The sequence below is a fragment of the Nocardioides sp. NPDC006303 genome (genome assembly GCF_040613175.1).
GTDB lineage: Bacteria > Actinomycetota > Actinomycetes > Propionibacteriales > Nocardioidaceae > Nocardioides.
This window is the reverse complement of the sequence record NZ_JBEXRR010000001.1, coordinates 307,261-326,797: the sequence shown is the minus strand read 5'-3', so window position 1 is coordinate 326,797 and position 19,537 is coordinate 307,261. Positions and strand designations below refer to the sequence as shown.

The window sequence follows — 19,537 nt, the reverse complement described above, 5'->3', positions numbered from 1 at the left end:
GCCTCGGCATGCGCACGATCCGGGGCCCGATCACGATGGTCAAGATCGCGGTCGCGCGGATCCTCGCCGGACCCGAGGTGCCCACTCGACCGGCGTTGCTGACGTCTCGGCGGAGCCCGCGTCAGCCGGTGACAGTGAGCACCGGGATGTCGGGATGCGCCCGGTAGCTCCCGTCGCCGGCGAGATCGGCGTCGGTGTAGCCGTCGCCGTTGCCTCCCACGTCGGAGATTCCGATCCACAGGTGGTAGGTCCCTGAGGGCGTGCCTTGCGAGACGACCACATCGCCCTCCCACCAGCCGTCGAACACGGTTCCGCTCGTCCGCTTCAAGGTGATGCGCGGGAAGGACGGGTCGGAGCTGAACCCTCCGGACAGGACCGTCGCGTCGACTCCCTTGACCCCCGAGTTCGGCCCGTACGCGTCCGTCACCCGGGCACGGACACGGATCTTCGCGTCGCCGGCGGCCGTGCTCACGCTCGTCCGCGAGACCGTCACCTGAGCGAGCTTCGGGGGCGTCGTGTCACGCCCCGGTCCCTTGACCTCGACGCGGGTGAGCGCGGCCGTGAGCTCGCGGACGTCACCAGCGGACCAGGTGCCCGCCGCGTAGGCCTGATATGCCTCGGGGCCCATCCAGGTCGCCCGGAACCCGATGCGGTCCTCGGCGTCTACCACGACGTTGTAGACGCCGCCCGGGGAGTTCTTCGGAACGGTCAGCTTGGTCGTCCAGATCCCGTCACGCATCGTGCCGGACGTCCTCGGGACCGCGTCCTGGCAGGCGACTCCGTCGTACATCGGATGCGGGTCGACGCTCGTCGCGATGCCCGGCTGCGAGAGACAGATGTCGACCCTGCCGATCCCCGCCTTCGGGTCGACACCGCGCACCGAGACCTGGACGGTCTTCGCGCCGGTGGTCACGTCGATGGTCTTCGGGGAGAGCGCGGTCACGCTCATCGTCGGGGGCTCGGTGTCGGGGTCACGGTTCGCGACCGTGAGCGACCCCATCTCGTAGCCGCTGCCCATCCTACCTGCGGCGTCCTCGGGCAGGACGCTCGCTCGCAGCGTGCCGGCCGGCGTGTAGCGCGGGACGGTGATGACGTACTCCCACCAACCGTCGCGGGGGCCGCCGGAGACCTTCGTCATGTTCTGCATGTACAGCGAGGGCCCGCTGTTCGGGCGCTCGGGGTCGACCACATGACCCTGTGCCCAGGTGACCCCGATGTCGTCGGTGAGGTGTGCCCGCACGCGCACCTTCACGTCGGCCAGGGTGGTGTCGATCGAGCTCGGGGAGAAGGTGACGCCGAGAACCTTCGGTGCCGACTTGTCGGTGCCGCACCCGCCGAGCAGATAGTCATAGGTGTCATAGCTGCAGCGGTTGACGCCTGTGCCGCCGGTCAGCTGGTCAGTCCCGGCGCCACCGCTGAGGGCGTCGTTGTCGCCCTCGCCTTCGAGCTGATCGTTGCCGTCGCCGCCGGCGAGCTGGTCGGCACCACTGCCACCTCTTATCTGATCGGCTCCCGAGTCGCCCCACAAACGATCTGCGTCGGCCTCGCCGAGGACCAGGTCGTTGTGGTTGCCGCCGTGCAGCTGGTCGTTGCCCGCCCCGCCGTACAGCCCGTCCGCGTTGTCTCCGCCGTACGCGCGGTCGTTGCCCTTGCCACCCAGGATGCGATCGCCACCTGTCCCGCCGTAGAGCACGTCCCAGCCGGTCCCACCGTTGATCGTGTCCGGATCGGCTTCGCCGTAGATCTGGTCGTGACCGTCATCGCCCTGGATCTGGTCGTTCCCGGAGCCACCGCGGATCGTGTCGTCCGAGGTTCCGCCGTAGAGGTAGTCGGACGAAGAGCCCCCGTAGATGACATCGGCGCCGGCCTCACCACGGATACTGTCTCGCCCGGTCCCGCCGATCAGCTTGTCGGTGCCGTAGCTTCCGTAGATCCGGTCGTTGCCGCCACCACCGTCGACCAGGTCGTTGCCGCTACGCGCATAGATGACATCGCCGCCACCACGGCCGCAGATGACGTCGCGATGCGATGTCCCCCGCAAGACGTCCGCGCCCGATGTGCCGACGATCGTGCAACGTACGCCGGTCGATGTTGTCGCCGCGCTCGCCGGACTCGCCACGAGTACGGTCGCCGAGGCGGCCATCGCGACGATCCCGGCAAGCAGCGTGCGCCCCGTCAGGAGCACCATTCCTGCCTCCAGAAGATCCTCAGGCCCGCGTCAGCGCGGGCCTGAGGATCGTGCCAGATCCGATACCCCTCGAGGTAGCGAATTGAGGATCTGTGGAGTGATTGTCGAACGGGTCAGAACAGCAGCGCCGTGCTCGGGTCTTCGACGATCCTGGCCACGTCGGCGAGGAAGCGGGAGCCGGCCTCGCCGTCGATGTGGCGGTGGTCGAAGCTGAGCGCCAGGGTGCAGACGTCGCGGGGTTCGATGCGCTCGTCGTCGCCGGTGCCGACCACCCACGGCTGACGCTTGATCGCCCCGACGGAGAGGATCGCGGACTCGCCCGGGTTGATGATCGGGGCGCCGCCGTCGATGCCGAACGGACCGATGTTGGTGATCGTGAACGTCCCGCCGGTCTGGTCGGCCGGCGGCGTCTTGCCGGTGCGAGCGGTGGCGGTGAGCTCGTTGATCGCGGTGCCGAGCTCGACCAGGGACATCCGGTCGGCGCCCTTCACGTTCGGCACCTGGAGGCCCCTGGGGGTGGCCGCGGCGATGCCGAGGTTGACGTACTCCTTGAAGACGATCTCCTGGGCGGCCTCGTCCCACCACGAGTTGACGATCGGCGTACGTCGCATCGCCAGCAGCGTCGCCTTGGCCACGATCAGCAGGGGGCTGACGCGGACCTCGGCGAAGTCTCGGTTTGCCTTGAGGGTGGCGACCAGCTCGGACGTACGTGTCACGTCGATCGTCGTCCAGATGGTCACGTGCGGCAGCGTGAACGCCGAGTCGACCATCGCCTGACCCATCTGCTTCCGCAGGCCCTTGATCGGCTCACGACGCTCACCACCGACCGGCGCTGCCGGCTCGGTCGACGAGCTCGGCCCAGACGTCAGGTTCTCCAGGTCGGCGGTGGTGATCACGCCGTCGTCCCGCTCCGGGGTGACGGTCGCCAGGTCCACACCCAGGTCGCGGGCGAGCTTTCGGGCGGTCGGCTTGGCGAGCACACCAGTGCCCGCGGCGGCAGCCGGTGCGGAGACGGTGCGGGTGCGGCGTACGACTGCGTCTTCCTTGGAGCCGTAGCCGACCAGCGTCAGCGGCTTCTCTGCCTCCTCGTGCTCAGGAACTGACGCTTCGGCTTCAGGAACTGACGTCTCGGGCTCAGAAACTGACGTCTCGGCGGGGGCGTCGCCGATGCGGATGATCGGGGTGCCGACCTGGACCTCGGTGCCGACCTCGACCAGGAGCTCCTGGACGACCCCGGCGTAGGGGCTCGGGAGCTCGACGACGGACTTGGCGGTCTCGATGTCGCAGACCGGGTCGTTGACCTTGATGACGTCGCCTACCGCGACGTGCCACTCGACGATCTCAGCCTCGGTGAGGCCCTCGCCGACGTCGGGCAACTTGAACTCGTTCACCATGCCAGGCTCCTGTCGACGGCATCGAGGACCCGGTCGAGGTCGGGGAGGAAGTACTCCTCCGCCCGAGCCGGCGGGTAGGGCGTGTCGAAGCCACCCACGCGCAGGACCGGTGCCTCCAGCGAGTGGAAGCAGGTCTCGGTGATCCGGGCGGCGAGCTCGGCGCCGAGGCCGAGGTTGACGTGGGCCTCGTGGACGACGACGGCACGGCCGGTACGCCGCACCGACTCGTAGACCGGCGCCATGTCCAGCGGCGAGAGCGTGCGCAGGTCGATCACCTCGACCGACTTGCCCTCCCCCGCGGCCGCCTCAGCGGCGGTCAGCGCGGTCTTCACGGTCGGCCCGTAGGCCAGCATCGTCAGGTCGGTGCCGGTGCGCGTCACCCGCGAGGCGAACAGCGGGCCAGGCGTGGCGTCGACGTCGACGTCGGCCTTGGTCGAGTGGTAGAGCCGCTTCGGCTCCAAGAAGATCACCGGGTCCGGATGGGAGATCGCCTGCTGGATCATCCAGTAGGCGTCGACCGGGTCCGAGCAGGCCACGACCTTGAGACCAGGGGTGTGCGCGAACTGGGCCTCCGGCGACTCGCTGTGGTGCTCCACCGCCCCGATGCCGCCACCGAACGGGATCCGGATGACCATCGGCATCGCGACCCGGCCGCCGGATCGGTAGTGGAACTTGGCCACCTGCGACACGATCTGGTCGTAGGCCGGGTAGACGAACCCGTCGAACTGGATCTCCACCACCGGCCGGTAGCCCCGTAGCGCGAGGCCGACCGCCGTGCCGACGATGCCCGACTCCGCCAGCGGCGTGTCGACGACCCGCGCCTCGCCGAAGTCCTTCTGCAGCCCGTCGGTGATCCGGAAGACACCACCGAGCCGGCCGATGTCCTCACCCATCAGAACGACCTTGTCGTCGTCCTCCATCGCGCGCCGCAACCCCGCGTTGAGCGCCTTCGCCAACGTCATCTTCGTCATCGGGAAGCCCCCTCGTGCTCGAAGGAGGCGAGGTACGCCGCGTAGCCGTCGCGCTGCTCACGCAGCTCGTCGGGCAGCTCGGTGTAGACGTTGTCGAAGAGGCGTACGGGATCGGGCTCGGGCAGAGCGTGGATCCCGGCACGCAGACGCTCGCCGAACTCCTCGGCCTCGGCCTCCACCTTGGCGAAGAAGGAGGTCGAGGCGCCACCGCCGCGGCGCAGATAGGCCTCGACCCGGGCGATCGGGTCCTTGAGCTTCCACGCCTGGACCTCGTCGGACAGCCGGTAGCGGGTCGGGTCGTCGGTGGTCGTGTGGGCGCCCATCCGGTAGGTGTAGGCCTCGATCATCGTCGGACCGCCACCCTCACGGGCCCGCTTGAGCGCCGACTTCATCACCTCGTACGTCGCCAGCACGTCGTTGCCGTCGACACGGATGCCGGGGAAGCCGAAGCCCTGGGCGCGCTTGTAGAGCGGCACCTTGACCATCTGCTCGACCGGCTCGGAGATGGCCCACTGGTTGTTCTGGCAGAAGAAGACGACCGGGGCGTTGTAGGAGGCGGCGAAGACCATCGCCTCGTTGACGTCGCCCTGCGAGGAGGCACCATCACCGAAGTGGGCCACGACGGCGGTGTCGCGGGTCGGGTCGCCGGTGCCGACGAGGCCGTCCATCTGGACACCCATCGCGTAGCCGGTCGCGTGCAGGGTCTGGGCGCCGATGACGATCGTGTAGAGCCCGAAGTTGTGCTCGGCGGGGTCCCAGCCGCCCTGGTCGGTGCCCCGGAAGAGTCCGAGCAGCTGCATCGGGTCGACGTCGCGGCACCAGGCCACGCCGTGCTCGCGGTAGGTCGGGAAGACGAAGTCCTGGGGCGCGAGCGCGCGGGCTGCGCCGATCTGTGCCGCCTCCTGGCCCAGCAGCTGTGCCCACAGGCCCAGCTCGCCGTGGCGCTGCAGCGCGGTGGCCTCGACGTCGAGGCGGCGGGTCAGCACCATGTCGCGGTAGAAGCCGCGTACGGCCTCGTCCTCAGGTCGGTCGGGCGAGAACTCGAAGTCCGGGTGCGAGACCCGTTCTCCCTCGGGGTTCAGCAGCTGCACCATGTCGGTGTGGCTGGGACTCGGATCCAGAAATTCAGTCATCACGCTTCCTTCACACGGGGTGGGGTTGCCACCGCTGGCTACGCCGATCACGGGCTTGTGATCCGTGGCACATCGGCTTAGCCAAACGGTACCCGCCCCCGGGGAGAGAAAAGGCCCGAGTGACATGAACATAGACAACTAAGCAAGCGCTTAGTAAGTTCTACGAGACGCGATGGTGCCCCGGCCCAGGAGATGAGGAACCGATGACTCGATTTGCCCGAGTGGAGTCGCTCAAGAGCGACCTTGGAGTGGCTGACCTGGTGGATCTCCCGACACCGCAGCTCGACGAGGGTGAGGTGTTGGCACGGATCGAACGCTTCGCCCTGACGACGAACAACATGACCTACGCCGTCTACGGCGACGCCCTGGGCTATTGGAATCTGTTCCCGGCCGAACAGTCCGGGTACGGCTGCATGCCGGCCTGGGGACACGCGGAGATCGTCGAGTCGAGGGCCTCCGACATCCCCGTGGGGACGCGGATCTTCGGCTACTTCCCCATCGCGACCCATCTGACGATGCGACCCACGTCGGTCACCTCGCGCAGCTTCGTCGACGGCGCCGACCACCGCACCGGGACTCCTCAGGTCTACAACCTCTACGAGTTCGAACCCCGGGACTCCGATCCCCGCCTGGACAGCCTCACCGCCATCTTCCGCGCCCTGTTCATCACCTCCTACACCGCCGCCGACTACCTCCGTGACCGCGACTTCTTCGGCGCCGAGCAGTTCGTGATCTCGAGCGCCTCGAGCAAGACGGCGTACGGCACCGCCTACTGCCTCGCCGACTCACCGGCCCAGAGGATCGCGCTCACCTCCGCCCGCAACATCGACTTCGTGAACGGCCTCGGCCACTACACCGCGGCTCATGAGTACGCCGATCTCGCAGCCATCGACAGCACCAGACGGACCGTCTACGTCGACCTGTCAGGCGACGGTGACCTGCGCCGCCGGGTGCACGAGCACTTCGGCGACCGGCTCGCCTTCGACTGCCTCATCGGGTCGACCCAAGCCGACGGTTTCCCCGAGGACGACGACAGCCTCGTGGGACCGGCTCCGGTCTTCTTCTTCGCAGCCCTCCAGCTCGACGCCTACAAGGCCGAAGGCCAGTCGCGCGCGTTCATGCAGCGCTATCGACGCGACGAGCGAGACTTCCTCGAGCGCGTGGGAGGTACGGAGCAGCCATCGATCAAGCTGCTCGAGCACACCGGCCTCGAGGACGCCCCGGCGGTGATAGCCGGCTTCCACGACGGATCGACGGACCCCGCCGTCGGCCACATCTTCCTCCCCAACGCGGGCTGATCGGAATTTCCGTGGTCGCGACCGTCGGGCGCCGCTAGAGTCGCGCCCCCTAGACCACCGGAGGCGCACCATGTCCGATCCGTACGGCTACAGCGATCCCGTCGAACGGCCCAAGACGCTGACGTACGCGGTCTACGGGATGTGGCTCGGCGGCCTGCTGAGCGTCGTCTCGACCGTCTTCCTCTTCACCATGGACACCGCCGAGATGAAGACGCTGATGATCACGGAGATGGAGAAGCAGCCGACGTACGACCCCTCGGTCTTCGACGCGCGGGAGATGGTCGACGTGGTCGTCCCGATCATCCAGATCGGCGGCGCCGTCTTCGGGCTGATCACCTTCGGGCTGTGGATCTGGATGGCGATCATGAACGGGAAGGGCCGCAACTGGGCGCGCGTCACCGGCACCGTCCTCGGCGCGCTCTCGTTGGCCGCCAGCCTGTCGAGCGTGGGCAATCTTGCCGGCAACGCCGCGCTCGGGGGCGCCACCATGCCGATGTCGACCGCCAACGTCGCGCTCGCCGTCATCGACCCGCTGCTGGTGGTCGCGATCCTGGTGCTGCTGTGGGTGCGGCCGTCGTCGGCCTACTTCAGCGCGGTCGGCGCCGCGAGGCAGCGGCAGCGCGCCGGCTACTACGCCGGCTGAAAGAAGAGTTTCTTTCAGCCGAGCGACTCGCGGCCGTGCGGCTCGTCCCAGCCGGAGAGGTCGGGACCGGCGGGGACGATCTGTGTCGGGTTCAGGTCGGTGTGGACGACGTAGTAGTGCTGCTTGATCTGGTCGAAGTCGAGCGTCTCGCCGATCCCGGGGGTCTGGTAGAGGTCGCGCGCGTAGGCCCACAGCGCGGGGAACTCGACCAGCTTCTGCCGGTTGCACTTGAAGTGGCCGTGGTAGACCGCGTCGAAGCGGGCCAGCGTCGTGAACAGCCGGATGTCGGACTCGGTGAGCTGGTCGCCGACCAGGTAGCGCTGTCCGGCGAGCCGCTCCTCGAGCCAGTCGAGGGCAGCGAAGAGACGTGAGTACGCAGCGTCGTACGCCTCCTGGGAGCCGGCGAAGCCACACCGGTAGACCCCGTTGTTGACCTCGGTGAAGACCCGCTGGTTGACCTCGTCCATCTCCTCGCGCAGCGCGCGCGGCCACAGGTCGGGCGCGTCGTCGGCGAAGAAGTCGGTCCACTCGTGGAAGAAGTCGTGGGTGATCCACGGGAAGTCGTTGGTGACGACCTTGCCGGAGGCCTCCTCGACGATCGCCGGCACCGTGATGCCGCGCGGGTAGTCGGGGTAGCGCTTGAAATACGCCTCCTGCAGCCGCTCGATCCCGAGCACCGGGTCGACTCCGCCGGGGTCGAGGTCGAAGGTCCACGACCGGGCATCGTGCGTCGGTCCGGCGAGGCCGAGGGAGATGACGTCCTGCAGCCCGAGCAGGTTGCGCACGATGATCGCCCGGTTGGCCCACGGGCACGCGGCGGCCGCGACCAGCCGGTAGCGGCCAGGCTCGACCGGCCACAACGGCACGTCGCTCGGCCCGAACTCGGGCGTCCGCGCGTCTCGCGTGATCCGGTCCGGGATGTAGTTCATGTCCCGGTTGAACTCGTCGCCGGGCTGTACGTAGGTCGCCTGCTCCTGCATGGACTCACTCTAACGTTGTGGTTGAATCCTGAAGCGAATCAGAGGTACGTCCAGGCGAGACCCGCAGCCTCCAGGATCACCCAGAACCGCAATGCACGAGAGACCAGCACCGTGAGCGTGAAGATCGGCAGGTTGAACCGCAAGGCGCCGAAGAGCACCGCCATCATCGCGAGCGGCGGAAAGCCGGAGAAGCCTGACCCGGCCAGGAGTGCTGTGGCCAGAACCGGGCGACCTGAGGTCCGGGCGTACCAGCGGTCATAGGAGCCCTGCCACTTGGGCGACTCGAGCTTCTTCTTGATCCAGGGGATCTTGGTGGAGCCACGACCGGCGTAGTACCAGACCACCTTGCCGCCGGTCTGGCCGAGCCCGGCGACGAGCCCGAGCAACGGTGGCCCCCAACCGGAGTTCTGGGCGACGACGGACAGGTACGCCTCGGCGTTCATCACCGGGATGAGCGCCGAACCGAGGCAGAAGAGCAGGGTGCCGATCAGAAGTTTCATCGAGGCACGGGCAAGCCGATCCTGAGGAGCCGTACCAGCGAGATGCACTTCATGACCAGCAGGGCCGTGGCGATCACCAGACCCACCCACATCCAGCCGGTGACCAGCAGCAGGATCGCGAAGAGCCCCGAGTTGACCGCCTTGCCCGGGTGGGACCAGTTCCACCGCCACAGCGTCCGGTCGATGACGTAGAAGTAGTTCGGGCTCTTGATGGGCCAGGCCAGGTAGGAGATCGAGAGGAAGCAGTCGATCACCATGAACTCCGCCAGGTAGACGAAGATCGCCGGCGACAGGTCTGGCTGCAGGAACGCCAGCCCGACGTAGAACGCCGCGGCGCAGAGACGGTCGGAGAAGATGTCGAGCACCCCGCCGATCCGCGTCTCCTCATCGCGCCATCGCGCGACCGCCCCGTCGAGGCTGTCCCCGGCCCAGTAGACGATCAGCGCGATGACCAGGAGCTTCAGGCTCCCCTGGTACGCGGCGCTCGCCGCCAGCGCCACCGACGCGATGGTGCGTACGAACGTGATCACGGTCGCCGACGTCCACAGCCGTTCCGACTCGGGTCGGGCGCGCTCCTTGGCGTCGAGGACGACGGCGGTTTCAATCATGGTGCGGAGCATAGAGTGCCGATGGGCGTAACCCCGGTGGAATATCGCCCCGCGGTTCAGCGAGGATCGCGCACCAAGGACGCGACGAAGTCGAGCTTGTCCAGGACCGCGGGCGGGATGACGAAGGGGTACAGGTCGTCGTGGCCCATGGAGCGGTTGATGACGTTCAACGCGGCCGAGAGGGGCACCCAGATGTCGGTGACGACCTGCCGGAACGGCATCTCCGCGGGCACCGGGTCGGTGAGCCCGTACGCCGCCGCGGACCCGAGCGTGTCGCGGATGTGCAGGTAGTGGGCCCAGGTCTCGGCGAAGTCCTCGAAGGGGTGCATGGTGGCGTAGGTCGAGATGTAGTTCTCGGTCCAGCCTGCGGGCGGTCCTTCGGAGTAGTGACGCTGGAGCGACTCCTCATAGGAGACCGACTCGTCGCCGAAGACCTCGGTACAGCGCTCCATCAGCTCGGGCCCACGGACCAGCTGCCATTCGTAGTAGTGGCCGACCTCGTGCCGGAAGTGGCCGAGCAGGGTGCGGTAGGGCTCGTCGAGCGTCGCCCGGACGTGCTCACGGTAGGCGTCGTCGGACTCGGCCAGGTCGATCGTGATCACGCCCCCGTCGTGACCGATGACCACGTCGGGGGTGGACGCGACACCATCGCTGGCCAGCAGGTCGAAGGTGAGCCCCTCGGCAGGGTCGTCGGCCTTGGTGCGGATCTCCAGACCGAGGTTGTCGAGCTCGACCACGAGGTGACGTTTCGCCTGTTCAGCAAGGGAGTACTGCTGCTGGACGAACTCGGGTGCGGCGTCGTTGGGCCGGGTCCGGGTCAGCTCGCAGGCGAAGCAGATGCCGCCTTCGATGCGGGCCAGCCAGGTGCATCCCGTCTCGAGCGTGTTGGCGCAGACCCACCAGATGTAGCCCTCGCTGTCGACGTACCTGCCCTCGGGCGAGACCGGAACGATCGCTCGCTCCTCGCGGGAGTAGGCGAGCCGGGAGCCGCACGAGACGCACGCCGAGTTCTCGAAGTAGAGACGGTTGCCGCACTCCCGACAGGTGAACGCTTCCATGTCACCAATCATCGGCCGTTAGGCCGTCCCCCAGCTCTCGACGCGCCACTCGCCGTCCTCCTGGACGAGGACGACGACCATCGCCTCGTCCGGGACAGGTCCGTCCTCGCCGGTGTAGGAGACCCTGATGGTGACCTGGGCGGCGTTGCCCTCCATCTCTGGCTCGCCGAAGACCATGGTCCGTCTCACCGCGCGCGGATTGGGGTCGGCGTAGGTCCGCTTCCCCTCGGCCGCGTCGATCATCGCGCGGGCGCCGCCACCGTCGAGGAGCTCGTCGCCCTCGTCGGAGGCCAGCTCGTAGAGGGTGGCGACCGAGGTGGTCTCCATGAACTCGCGGGTCACCTCGGCCGGCGTCGAGCCGCGCGCCAGCAGCCAGAGCGTGAGCGCGGTGAGAGCCGCGGCGACCACCAGCACTCCGGAGATGCGAACTCCGCGACGCCAGCGGCTGCCGCGGGTCACGATGCTCGCCCGCTGCGGAGGCTGTCCCACGAGCAACACCGTAACTTCACTCCTGCTGGTCGGGGGCCACATCGACAGAGACGGTCAAGGTCGAGGTGGTGGCTTCGGTGTAGATGACCCCCTTCACAGGAGGCACATCGGCATAGTCACGTCCCCAGGCGACGCTCACGTAGCGATCGTCGGCCCTGGTGTCGTTCGTCGGGTCGAGGGCGAGCCACTGGCCCGTCCCCGCGCCGCTGAGGTCTGCCCCGTAGTGGGGCACCCACACCTCCACCCAGGCATGGGAGGCATCGGCTCCGACGAGCCGCGGCTTCCCCGGCGGAGGGGTGGTGGCGAGGTAGCCGGAAACATAGCGGGCCGCGAGCCCGTGCGCTCGAAAACAGGCCAACATCAGGTGAGCGAAATCCTGGCAGACACCACCCTCCGCCTCGAAGATCTCCGGGATCGTCGAGGTGACGGTCGTGGCCGTGTCGTCGTAGTCGAACCCGGCATTGATCCGGTGCATCAGATCCTCCGCCGCCGCCACGATCCCGCGCCCCTGCGTCAGGGAGACGGCACCGAAGTCGTACGCCTCCTGGGTGTGCTCCACGAGCGGCGAGGCCACCGCCAGGTCGGTCGACCGCCAGGCGCCCGGGAGGCTCGGGTCCACCAGCGGCCGCGCCCGCTCCCACGGCTGGTCGAAGCTCGTCTCGTCATAGACCGGCGTGCTGACGTCGACCTCAGAGACCGCGGTGATCTCGAGCAGCTGGTGCGGCTCGAGGACCTGGAAGTACGTCACCGTGTTGCCGTAGAAGTCGACATCGCTCGACTGGTCGGCGGGCGCCGGCGTGACCTGAACCTCCGCCTTCTCGACATGCTGGTGAGGCAGTTCCCGCGGCGTGACGTTGGCGATCCCGAACGAGTTCGTCACGTCCTCGTCGTAGGAATAGGTCGTCGTGTGGCTGACCCGGTATCTCACCCGCCGGATGCTATCCCGAGCACCGCCACGTCGCCGGGGTCGATGAAGACTCGTCCCTCGAATTCGCCATCCCTGTCGATCCACCGCACGCGAAGCGCCCCGATCTGCGAGATCTCGACGATTCGACCCCGATGGCCACGAGTCGGCGGCCCAGATGCGCTGCCGAACACCGCCAGCCTCCAGACATTGTTGGACGGGTCCCAATCCTTGTCCCCGAGCACCGGCCCTAGCCACATGACCGGGGCACCGACGACGTACGGCGACGATTCCGAATCGTCCACGATGTCGTGGGTGATCCCCTGCCAGCCAGGACTTTCGCGGACAGCCAGGACGAGGTCGTCGAACTCCACATCTGAGACCACTCGAAGATTCTTCACCTCGTAGACCGCATCAGGGCTGTACCAACCGTCCTTGTCGAGCCACGACACCAAGGCCCAACCGTCAGGCAGGTCATCCACGACAACCCCTGGCAACACCAGCGGGCCACCTTCGACAGCAGGAAACGTACCCGTCCAAACGACCCGGCGACCCTGCGGCGGAGAAGGGAACGATCCCTGCTGCTGGCGATCAGAAGTACTAGCCACGTCGCCAACCTACGACGCCGAGCAAAGTCGCCACTTCCTCACCACACCCGTACCTTTCGGGTACGCGGTTACCAGGCCATTGTCCCCGACGATGACGACGACGGTCGCCGCGCCGCGAATACGGTGAACGTACTTGGTCTTGCCGTTGCCACCGTCCAATTCTGTTCCGCGATTGATCGTCTTCTTGATGCACGTCAGAGCGTCCGGCCAGTTGGGCACCTCGTGCTTCAACTCCACGTGCACGGCACCCCAAGTCGAACCGTTACCGCACCTGATGGCGATGGAATCGCCAGAAGTCTGGATGGTCCAGAGGCGGTCCCTTACATACCTAGGAGGCACGTTGGCGGACTCGTTGCCGACTGATCGTGCGCCGCACCCATAAACTGCGTCGGTCGCTTGAGCGCTGGCTGGCACGGGCTCGGCTGCCCAAATCGACGCCGTGACGACGAGCGCCGTCGCAACGCGCCCGATCAACCTCAGCATGACGCGACCCCGTCCCAGCGATCCGGACCAGTCTGGTTGAGGCGACGGTCGGTCCACGACGAACCGGCGGCGATCTTGTCTGGGTCCTCCATGCCCTCGGACGAAGCGATCGCCGGAGTTGCGGCGTTGGCCATCGGCGTTAGCGCCAGAGCCCCTGTGACAGCGACGCACGCCGCTGCATGTACCAAATTCACTTGAATCTCCCCGTTTGAAGTGAGTTTGCCCGAGAATGTCGCCGTTTTGTGCGGCACGCATCCTGACGAGGTCACCACGTTACGGAGACCGTGTAATCGTCGCTACTGCAATTTCTGGAGCATCATCGGGCTCTCATCCGCCCGCTCATGGTGACGGGCGTGCTCTTGCTCAAGTGAGCGATTGCGCCGGGAGGGCGTTGAGGGGCTGGGGGGCGGGGCCGGTGGCGAAGTGGACGTCGCTGATGGCGTCGGCGAGGCGGACGAGCTGGGCCTGGACCTGGTCGAGGAAGGACTCCAGGTTGGGGCGGCCGACGCCGCCGATGGCGACGAGGCCGGCGACCTCGGTGCGGTCGAGCATGTCGGTGATGTCGTCGAGGAGCCGCTCGGGACGGGACGAGCCGGTCGAGCCGGGGAGCTTGGTGAGGTGCAGCCGCAGCTCGTGCAGGCAGAAGGCGAGCGAGCGAGGGTTGTCGCGGTCCATGATCAGCAGGTCGAGCACTCCCCCGGTGCGTACGTAGCCCCGGTAGCGGCGGCGGTGGGTGACCGCGGACTCGGCGGAGGCGAGGACCGCGTTGAGCACGGCCCGGTCGACCTCGAGCCCCCTCCGCACCGTGGTCGTCGTCCGGAGCAGGTGGCAGACCTGCATCGACCGCTCCAGGAACCGTCCCAGCCGGATCGAGTGGTAGCCCTCGTCGCGGATCATGCTCGCCACGATCCCCTGCATCGCCAGGATGCCGTGCAGCATCTCGGCACCCGACTCGGCGATCTGCAGCGAGTGCGGGTTGACCCGGAGCTCGTCGGCGGCCCGGTCGGTCGAGGAGAAGATCCGCCACATGTCAGGGCTGAGCTGGTCGCGTACGCCGCTGAAGGCCTGTCGCATCCCGGCCAGCGACTGCGCGGCCGACCCCGGCCGGTCGGCGTCCAGCAGCATGGAGCGGAACTCGGCGTCGATATCGGCGTCCGCGTGGCCGTGCCCGCCCAGCCGGTCGAGCGCGCTCAGCATCACCTCGAGGCTGATGCCGCCGGACGTACGCGGCCTGGTCCGGAAGTCCTCCGCGAGCACGTGCGTGGCCAGGATGAGCCGGATGAGGTCCTCGGCACGCTCCGCGTAGCGGCCCGACCAGTACATGTCCTCGAGCGCACGCGGGACCAGCACCGTGACCGAGCGGGAATGGGTCATCGGGAGCACGTCGGCCAGACCCTGGTCGGCGTCCTGCGGCGACTCCTTGAGCACCCAGACGTCCTTGCTGCACGGCGGCAGCCCGGTCTCGTCGGCGCGGATCGAGGCCAGGCCACCGACCAGCGGGCGGTAGGCCGAGCCGTAGCGGAGCGAGAACGTACGCAGCGTCAGCGGCCGGCCGACCGCGCCGCGTCCCTCGGCCCAGGTCGGGGCGTGGGAGAGCGTGATCCTCTCCTGACCGACGTGGCGGTAGGGATCGGCCGCGATCCTGGCGGCCAGCTCATCGGGCGTCCCGTTGACGATGGTCCCTTCCAGCGTCCGCACGACCAGATCGTCCGCGGCCAGGCGCCTCTCGACCTCCTCGCGCTGGGCCGGGTCGCCACACCACCAGGTGCCGAGCGACGCCAGCCGCAACGGCTCGCCGAGCAGCGCCTCGCAGGCGGCGGGGAGATAGGGAACGAGCCCAGGGTTCTCGAGTACGCCGGCCCCGAACCCGTTGACCACGCGCACGTTGCCGCGGCGTACGGCCTCGATCAGGCCGGCCACGCCGAGCTGGCTGTCGCCGCGGAGCTCGAGGGGGTCGGACCAGGTCGCGTCGACACGACGCAGGATCACGTCGACCCGCTCCAGCCGGTCGCCGTGGCCACGCATGAGGACCTCGCCGTTGCGTACGGTCAGGTCGGCGCCCTGGACCAGCGGGAAACCCAGGGTCGAGGCGAGAAAGGCCTGGTCGTAGGCGGTCTCGGAATGGGTTCCCGGGGAGAGGACGACGACCCGGGGGTCGGCCTGGTCGCCGGGCGCCGACTCCAGCAGCGCGCTGCGGAGGGCCGCGAAGTAGGGCTCCATCCGGTGCAGCCCGGCGTCGCGGTGGAGCTCTGGCAGGACCCGGCTGATCACGCGGCGGTTCTCCATCGCGTAGCCGATCCCGCTCGGCGCCTGGGTGCGGTCGGCGAGCACCCGCCACTCACCGTCGGGGGTCCGGCCCAGGTCGGTGGCGGCGAGGACGAGCGGGCGCGGGTCGTGGTTGCTGGCGCGGGCGGCGACGCGATGGAAGCCGTGATGGCCGAAGACCACCGCCGCCGGGACGATCCCGTCCTGGAGGAGACGCTGCGGGCCGTAGAGGTCGACGAGGATCGCGTTGAGCAGCTCGGCGCGCTGGGCCAGGCCGACCTCGAGGATGCGCCACTGCGCCGGATCGATGACGAGCGGCACAGGGTCGAGCCGCCAGGGCTCGGGCTTGGCGCCAGGACGCAGGTAGGTGACCCCGTCGTCGGCGAGGAACCGCTCCACGTCGTGGCCGATCCGGCTCAGTGTCGCCGGCGTGATCGAGACGGCCGTCTCGGCCATCGGCTTCCAGGCGGGGCGCAGGGTGCCGTCGGGCCCGACGACCTCGTCGTAGGGCTGGTCGGTCGCGTCGAGGAGGCCGAGGGCGTCGGCGTACTCGCGAAGGACGGTCACCGCACCACCCGTCGGAGATCCAGGGTGTGCGGGTTGTCGGGAGTCGTGCCACGGGCCGCGCGCTCGCGCATCTCCGCGACGTCCAGCCGGCCGGAGGTGTGGCCGCGCGCCTCGAACCTGCTCGCGCGGCGCGCCTCGGCCTCGTTGGCGTTCACCGGCGGGTGGTCGTAGCTGCGGCCGCCCGGGTGCACGACATGGTAGGTCGCGCCGCCGAGGCTGGTCTCGGAGGCGATGTCGACGACGTCGAAGTGCACCGGCGCTTGGGCGTCGATGCTCGGGTGGAGGCTCGACCACGGGCTCCATGCCTTGAACCGGACGCCCGCGTAGTGGGTGTCCGGGACGGAGGTGGGGGTCAGCGGCACCGGAACACCCTGACACGTCACCAGCTGCCGGTCGAGGTCGATCCCCGTCGCCGAGATCTGGACCCGCTCGACCGACGAGTCGACGTAGCGCGCCGTCCCCGACCCGGTGGCCTCCTCGCCGAGGACGTTCCACGGCTCGATCGCCTGGCGCAGCTCGAGCTCGATGTCTCCCACCCGCGCGAGCCCGATCCGCGGAAAACGGAACTCGGCGTACGCAGCCAGCCACTGCGACTCGAACGGGATCCCGTGGCGGCGCAGGTCGGCCACGACCTCCTCGATGTCGCGCAGGCAGCCCTGCGGGAGCAGGAAGTCCTCGTGGAGGGCGCTTCCGTGGCGGACCAGGGGCGCCTCGTACGGCTCCTCCCAGAACCACGCGACCAGGCTCCTGACCAGGAGCGACTGGAGAAGTGCCATCTGCGGGTGCGGCGGCATCTCGAAGCCACGGAGCTCGAGGAGGCCGAGGCGTCCTCGGGAGGAGTCCGGGGAGTAGAGCTTGTCGATGCAGAACTCGGCGCGGTGGGTGTTGCCGGTCAGGTCGGTGAGCAGGTGACGCAGCGCGCGGTCGATCATCCACGGACGGGGTTCGGGGTGCTCACGGGTGATCCGGGCGACCTCCTGGAGAGCGATCTCCATCTCGTAGACCGCCTCCGGGCGGCCCTCGTCGAACCTCGGCGCCTGGCTGGTCGGGCCGATGAAACGGCCGGAGAAGAGGTAGGAGAGGGAGGGGTGGCGCTGCCAGTAGCGGATCAGGCTGGCCAGCAGGTCTGGGCGCCGGAGCAGGGGGCTGCGCTCGGGACTCCGCCCGCCGAGCGTGAGGTGGTTGCCGCCGCCGGTGCCGGTGTGGAGCCCGTCGAGATCGAACTTCTCGGTGGAGAGACGGGCCTGACGGGCCTGCTCGTAGAGCGTCGTGATCAGCTCCCGCTGCTCCGCCCAGGTGGCGGTCGGCTGGACGTTGACCTCGATCACGCCGGGGTCCGGGGTGACCGTCAGCCGCGCCAGACGGGCGTCCGGCGGCGGACCGTAGCCCTCGAGCACGACCTGCGTGCCGGCTTCCGTGACGGCCTGCTCGATCACCCTGAGGAATGCCACGTAGTCCTCCAACCGGTCGGTCGGCGGCAGGAAAACATGTACCAGCCCGTCGCGCTCCTCGATCGCGAGCGCGGTGGTCGGCGCCTCGTCGGGGTCGGTGACGGTGACCTGCGGGATCTCGGGGTCCAGCGGCTCGCCTGCGGTCAGGTACGACGGCTCGCCCGGGAACTCCGGGTCGTGCCAGGAGATCGAGTCCAGCGGCAGCCGCAGCCCGACCGCCGAGGTGCCCGGAGCGAGCACCAGCCGCCCGCGCCGGAACCGCCACTGCGGGCTCGTCCACTCCCCGTCGTTGGTGTTGATCGGGATCACCCAGCCGACCGGCTCGGTGACCTCCTTGTCGAGCTCGGTGACGTTCAGGTCGCCCCGGTCCGCGGCGTCGTCTGGCTTGGGGCCGTCGGGGCGGCGTACGTCCTGGGCGATCTTCGCCAGCGGGTCCTCGTACGCGGCGAACACCTGCTCCGCGGGGAGACCCAGGATCTCGGCGATTCTCCGCGCGACAGCGACTGTGTTGGTCTCGACACGCTCGCTGGCGCTCGCGGCTCGACCAGCGTTGCCGTCGGTGGCGGCCCAGGGGTCGGCGAAGAGGGTCTGGTCGCTCCACAGCGGCTGGCCGTCCGTACGCCACTGCAGGTCGATGTTCCAGCGCGGGAGCGGCTCGCCGGGGTACCACTTGCCCTGGCCGCGGTGGACGATGCCGCCCTTGCCGTAGACCTTGCGCAGGCGTTCGGCCAGGTCAGTGGCGAGCTCGCGCTTGTGCGGACCGTCTGCGTCCGTGTTCCACTGCGCCGAAGTCTGGTCGTCCAACGACACGAAGGTCGGCTCGCCGCCCATGGTCAGCTCGACGCCGGCTGCCTGGAGACGCTGGTCGACCGCCTCGCCCAGGGCGTCGATCCGGTCCCACTCCTGGTCGGTGTAGGGCAGCGTCACCCGCGGATCCTCGTGGATCCGGGTGACCACGTTGGCGAAGGAGAACGTGACCTCGACCGGGTCGGTGGCGCCCTCGATCGGAGCCGCGGAGGACGGGTGCGGCGTCGCCGAGAGCGGGATGTGCCCCTCCCCCGCGAACAGGGACGAGGTCGGATCGAGCCCGATCCAGCCGGCTCCCGGGACGAACACCTCGCACCACGCATGCAGGTCGGTGAAGTCCTCGGTCGGGCCGGAGGGACCGTCGAGCGACTCCTGGTCGGCGGCCAACTGCACCAGATAGCCCGAGACGAACCGCGCCGCGAGGCCGTACTGACGCAGCAGTGACACCAGCAGCCACGCCGAGTCGCGGCACGAGCCGATGCCCAGCCGCAGGGTCTCGTCGGGAGTCTGTACGCCTGGCTCCATCCGCACCGAGTAGGCGACGTCCGAGTTGACCGCCTGGTTGACGCTCGCCAGGAAGTCGACGGTGCGGAGGCCGTCCTCGGGCAGGGCCGGCAGCTGCTGCCGCCAGGCATCGGCGGCCGTCGCCGACTCCACGTCGCGGAGGTAGGGCGCCAGATCGGCCTTCAGCTGCGGCTCGTAGTCGAAGGGGAAGGTCTCGGCGTACTCCTCCACGAAGAAGTCGAACGGGTTGATCACCACCATGTCGGCGACCAGTCCCACGGTGACCTCGAGCTTGTCGGTCTTCTCCGGGAAGACCAGCCGGGCGAGCCAGTTGCCGAACGGGTCCTGCTGCCAGTTGATGAAGTGCGCCGACGGCGTCACCGACAGCGAGTAGGCCTCGATCGGGGTCCGGGTGTGTGGCGCCGGGCGCAGGCGTACGACGTGCGGGCCGACCCCCACCGGCTGCGCGAACTCGTAGGTGGTCCGATGTTCGAGCGCAACCTTGATCGACATGGGGTCAAGACTGACCGATCGAGGTTGCACCGGGGTAACGAACCGCCGCCGCGCTCCAAATGCGGCCTACCACGAAGGCGAATCAACAAGATCCGAATTCGCCGATTGGTAAACGCATTTCGCCTGGACTAAATGCCGGGTGTCGCGCCCCAGGAAATTACCCATTCGCCAGT

The 19,537-nt window shown here is 68.5% G+C and carries 16 protein-coding genes; 2 read left to right on the top strand and 14 right to left on the bottom strand.

The window, feature by feature from the left end; translation table 11 throughout:
- Positions 1-121: 121 nt before the first annotated feature.
- From ABZY89_RS01525 to pdhA, 4 genes are all read right to left on the bottom strand, one after another.
- The gene (locus ABZY89_RS01525) at positions 122-2,188 is read right to left on the bottom strand and encodes a calcium-binding protein (protein WP_355224074.1); all 2,067 of its coding nucleotides are present in this window, start codon (positions 2,186-2,188) and stop codon (positions 122-124) included.
- Between the two features lie 113 nt (positions 2,189-2,301).
- Positions 2,302-3,582: a dihydrolipoamide acetyltransferase family protein gene (locus ABZY89_RS01520; RefSeq protein WP_355224072.1), complete on the bottom strand. Its 1,281-nt coding sequence runs from the start codon at positions 3,580-3,582 to the stop codon at positions 2,302-2,304.
- Complete coding sequence (locus tag ABZY89_RS01515; protein WP_355224071.1) at positions 3,576-4,553, bottom strand: alpha-ketoacid dehydrogenase subunit beta; 978 nt, start codon at positions 4,551-4,553, stop codon at positions 3,576-3,578. Before ABZY89_RS01515 ends, ABZY89_RS01520 begins: the two co-directional genes overlap by 7 nt.
- Complete coding sequence (gene pdhA, locus ABZY89_RS01510; RefSeq protein WP_355017619.1) at positions 4,550-5,686, bottom strand: pyruvate dehydrogenase (acetyl-transferring) E1 component subunit alpha; 1,137 nt, start codon at positions 5,684-5,686, stop codon at positions 4,550-4,552. Before pdhA ends, ABZY89_RS01515 begins: the two co-directional genes overlap by 4 nt.
- Positions 5,687-5,946: 260 nt before the next feature.
- Here pdhA and ABZY89_RS01505 point away from each other — a divergent pair, with 260 nt between their 5' ends.
- Together ABZY89_RS01505 and ABZY89_RS01500 are read left to right on the top strand one after the other, a co-directional pair.
- Positions 5,947-6,984, top strand: a complete 1,038-nt coding sequence (locus ABZY89_RS01505; protein WP_355224069.1) for a DUF2855 family protein — start codon at positions 5,947-5,949, stop codon at positions 6,982-6,984.
- A 70-nt stretch (positions 6,985-7,054) separates the two neighbouring features.
- Positions 7,055-7,627: a hypothetical protein gene (locus ABZY89_RS01500; RefSeq protein ID WP_355224067.1), complete on the top strand. Its 573-nt coding sequence runs from the start codon at positions 7,055-7,057 to the stop codon at positions 7,625-7,627.
- A 14-nt stretch (positions 7,628-7,641) separates the two neighbouring features.
- On the opposite strand, the gene ABZY89_RS01495 is transcribed toward ABZY89_RS01500, so the two are convergent.
- From ABZY89_RS01495 to ABZY89_RS01450, 10 genes are all read right to left on the bottom strand, one after another.
- Entirely contained in the window at positions 7,642-8,607 is a 966-nt protein-coding gene (locus ABZY89_RS01495) for a glutathione S-transferase C-terminal domain-containing protein (protein ID WP_355224066.1), read from the bottom strand.
- Positions 8,608-8,645: 38 nt separating this feature from the next.
- Complete coding sequence (locus ABZY89_RS01490) at positions 8,646-9,107, bottom strand: hypothetical protein (protein ID WP_355224064.1); 462 nt, start codon at positions 9,105-9,107, stop codon at positions 8,646-8,648.
- Positions 9,104-9,715: a CDP-alcohol phosphatidyltransferase family protein gene (locus ABZY89_RS01485; protein WP_355224063.1), complete on the bottom strand. Its 612-nt coding sequence runs from the start codon at positions 9,713-9,715 to the stop codon at positions 9,104-9,106. The genes ABZY89_RS01490 and ABZY89_RS01485 overlap by 4 nt, the downstream gene beginning before the upstream one ends.
- 56 nt (positions 9,716-9,771) lie before the next feature.
- The gene (locus ABZY89_RS01480; RefSeq protein WP_355224061.1) at positions 9,772-10,773 is read right to left on the bottom strand and encodes a putative zinc-binding metallopeptidase; all 1,002 of its coding nucleotides are present in this window, start codon (positions 10,771-10,773) and stop codon (positions 9,772-9,774) included.
- Positions 10,774-10,791: 18 nt separating this feature from the next.
- A complete protein-coding gene (locus ABZY89_RS01475; RefSeq protein WP_355224059.1) occupies positions 10,792-11,262 on the bottom strand; it encodes a hypothetical protein in 471 nt (156 codons plus the stop codon).
- 16 nt (positions 11,263-11,278) lie between these two features.
- Positions 11,279-12,190: a transglutaminase family protein gene (locus ABZY89_RS01470; protein ID WP_355224057.1), complete on the bottom strand. Its 912-nt coding sequence runs from the start codon at positions 12,188-12,190 to the stop codon at positions 11,279-11,281.
- Entirely contained in the window at positions 12,187-12,648 is a 462-nt protein-coding gene (locus ABZY89_RS01465; protein ID WP_355224055.1) for a hypothetical protein, read from the bottom strand. The genes ABZY89_RS01470 and ABZY89_RS01465 overlap by 4 nt, the downstream gene beginning before the upstream one ends.
- A gap of 135 nt (positions 12,649-12,783) precedes the next feature.
- Positions 12,784-13,011 (bottom strand): hypothetical protein, encoded by a 228-nt coding sequence (locus ABZY89_RS01460; RefSeq protein WP_355224054.1) that lies wholly within the window; start codon positions 13,009-13,011, stop codon positions 12,784-12,786.
- 609 nt (positions 13,012-13,620) lie between these two features.
- Positions 13,621-16,089 (bottom strand): circularly permuted type 2 ATP-grasp protein, encoded by a 2,469-nt coding sequence (locus ABZY89_RS01455; protein WP_355224052.1) that lies wholly within the window; start codon positions 16,087-16,089, stop codon positions 13,621-13,623.
- Positions 16,086-19,364: a transglutaminase family protein gene (locus ABZY89_RS01450; RefSeq protein WP_355224051.1), complete on the bottom strand. Its 3,279-nt coding sequence runs from the start codon at positions 19,362-19,364 to the stop codon at positions 16,086-16,088. The genes ABZY89_RS01455 and ABZY89_RS01450 overlap by 4 nt, the downstream gene beginning before the upstream one ends.
- Between the last annotated feature and the right edge of the window lie 173 nt (positions 19,365-19,537).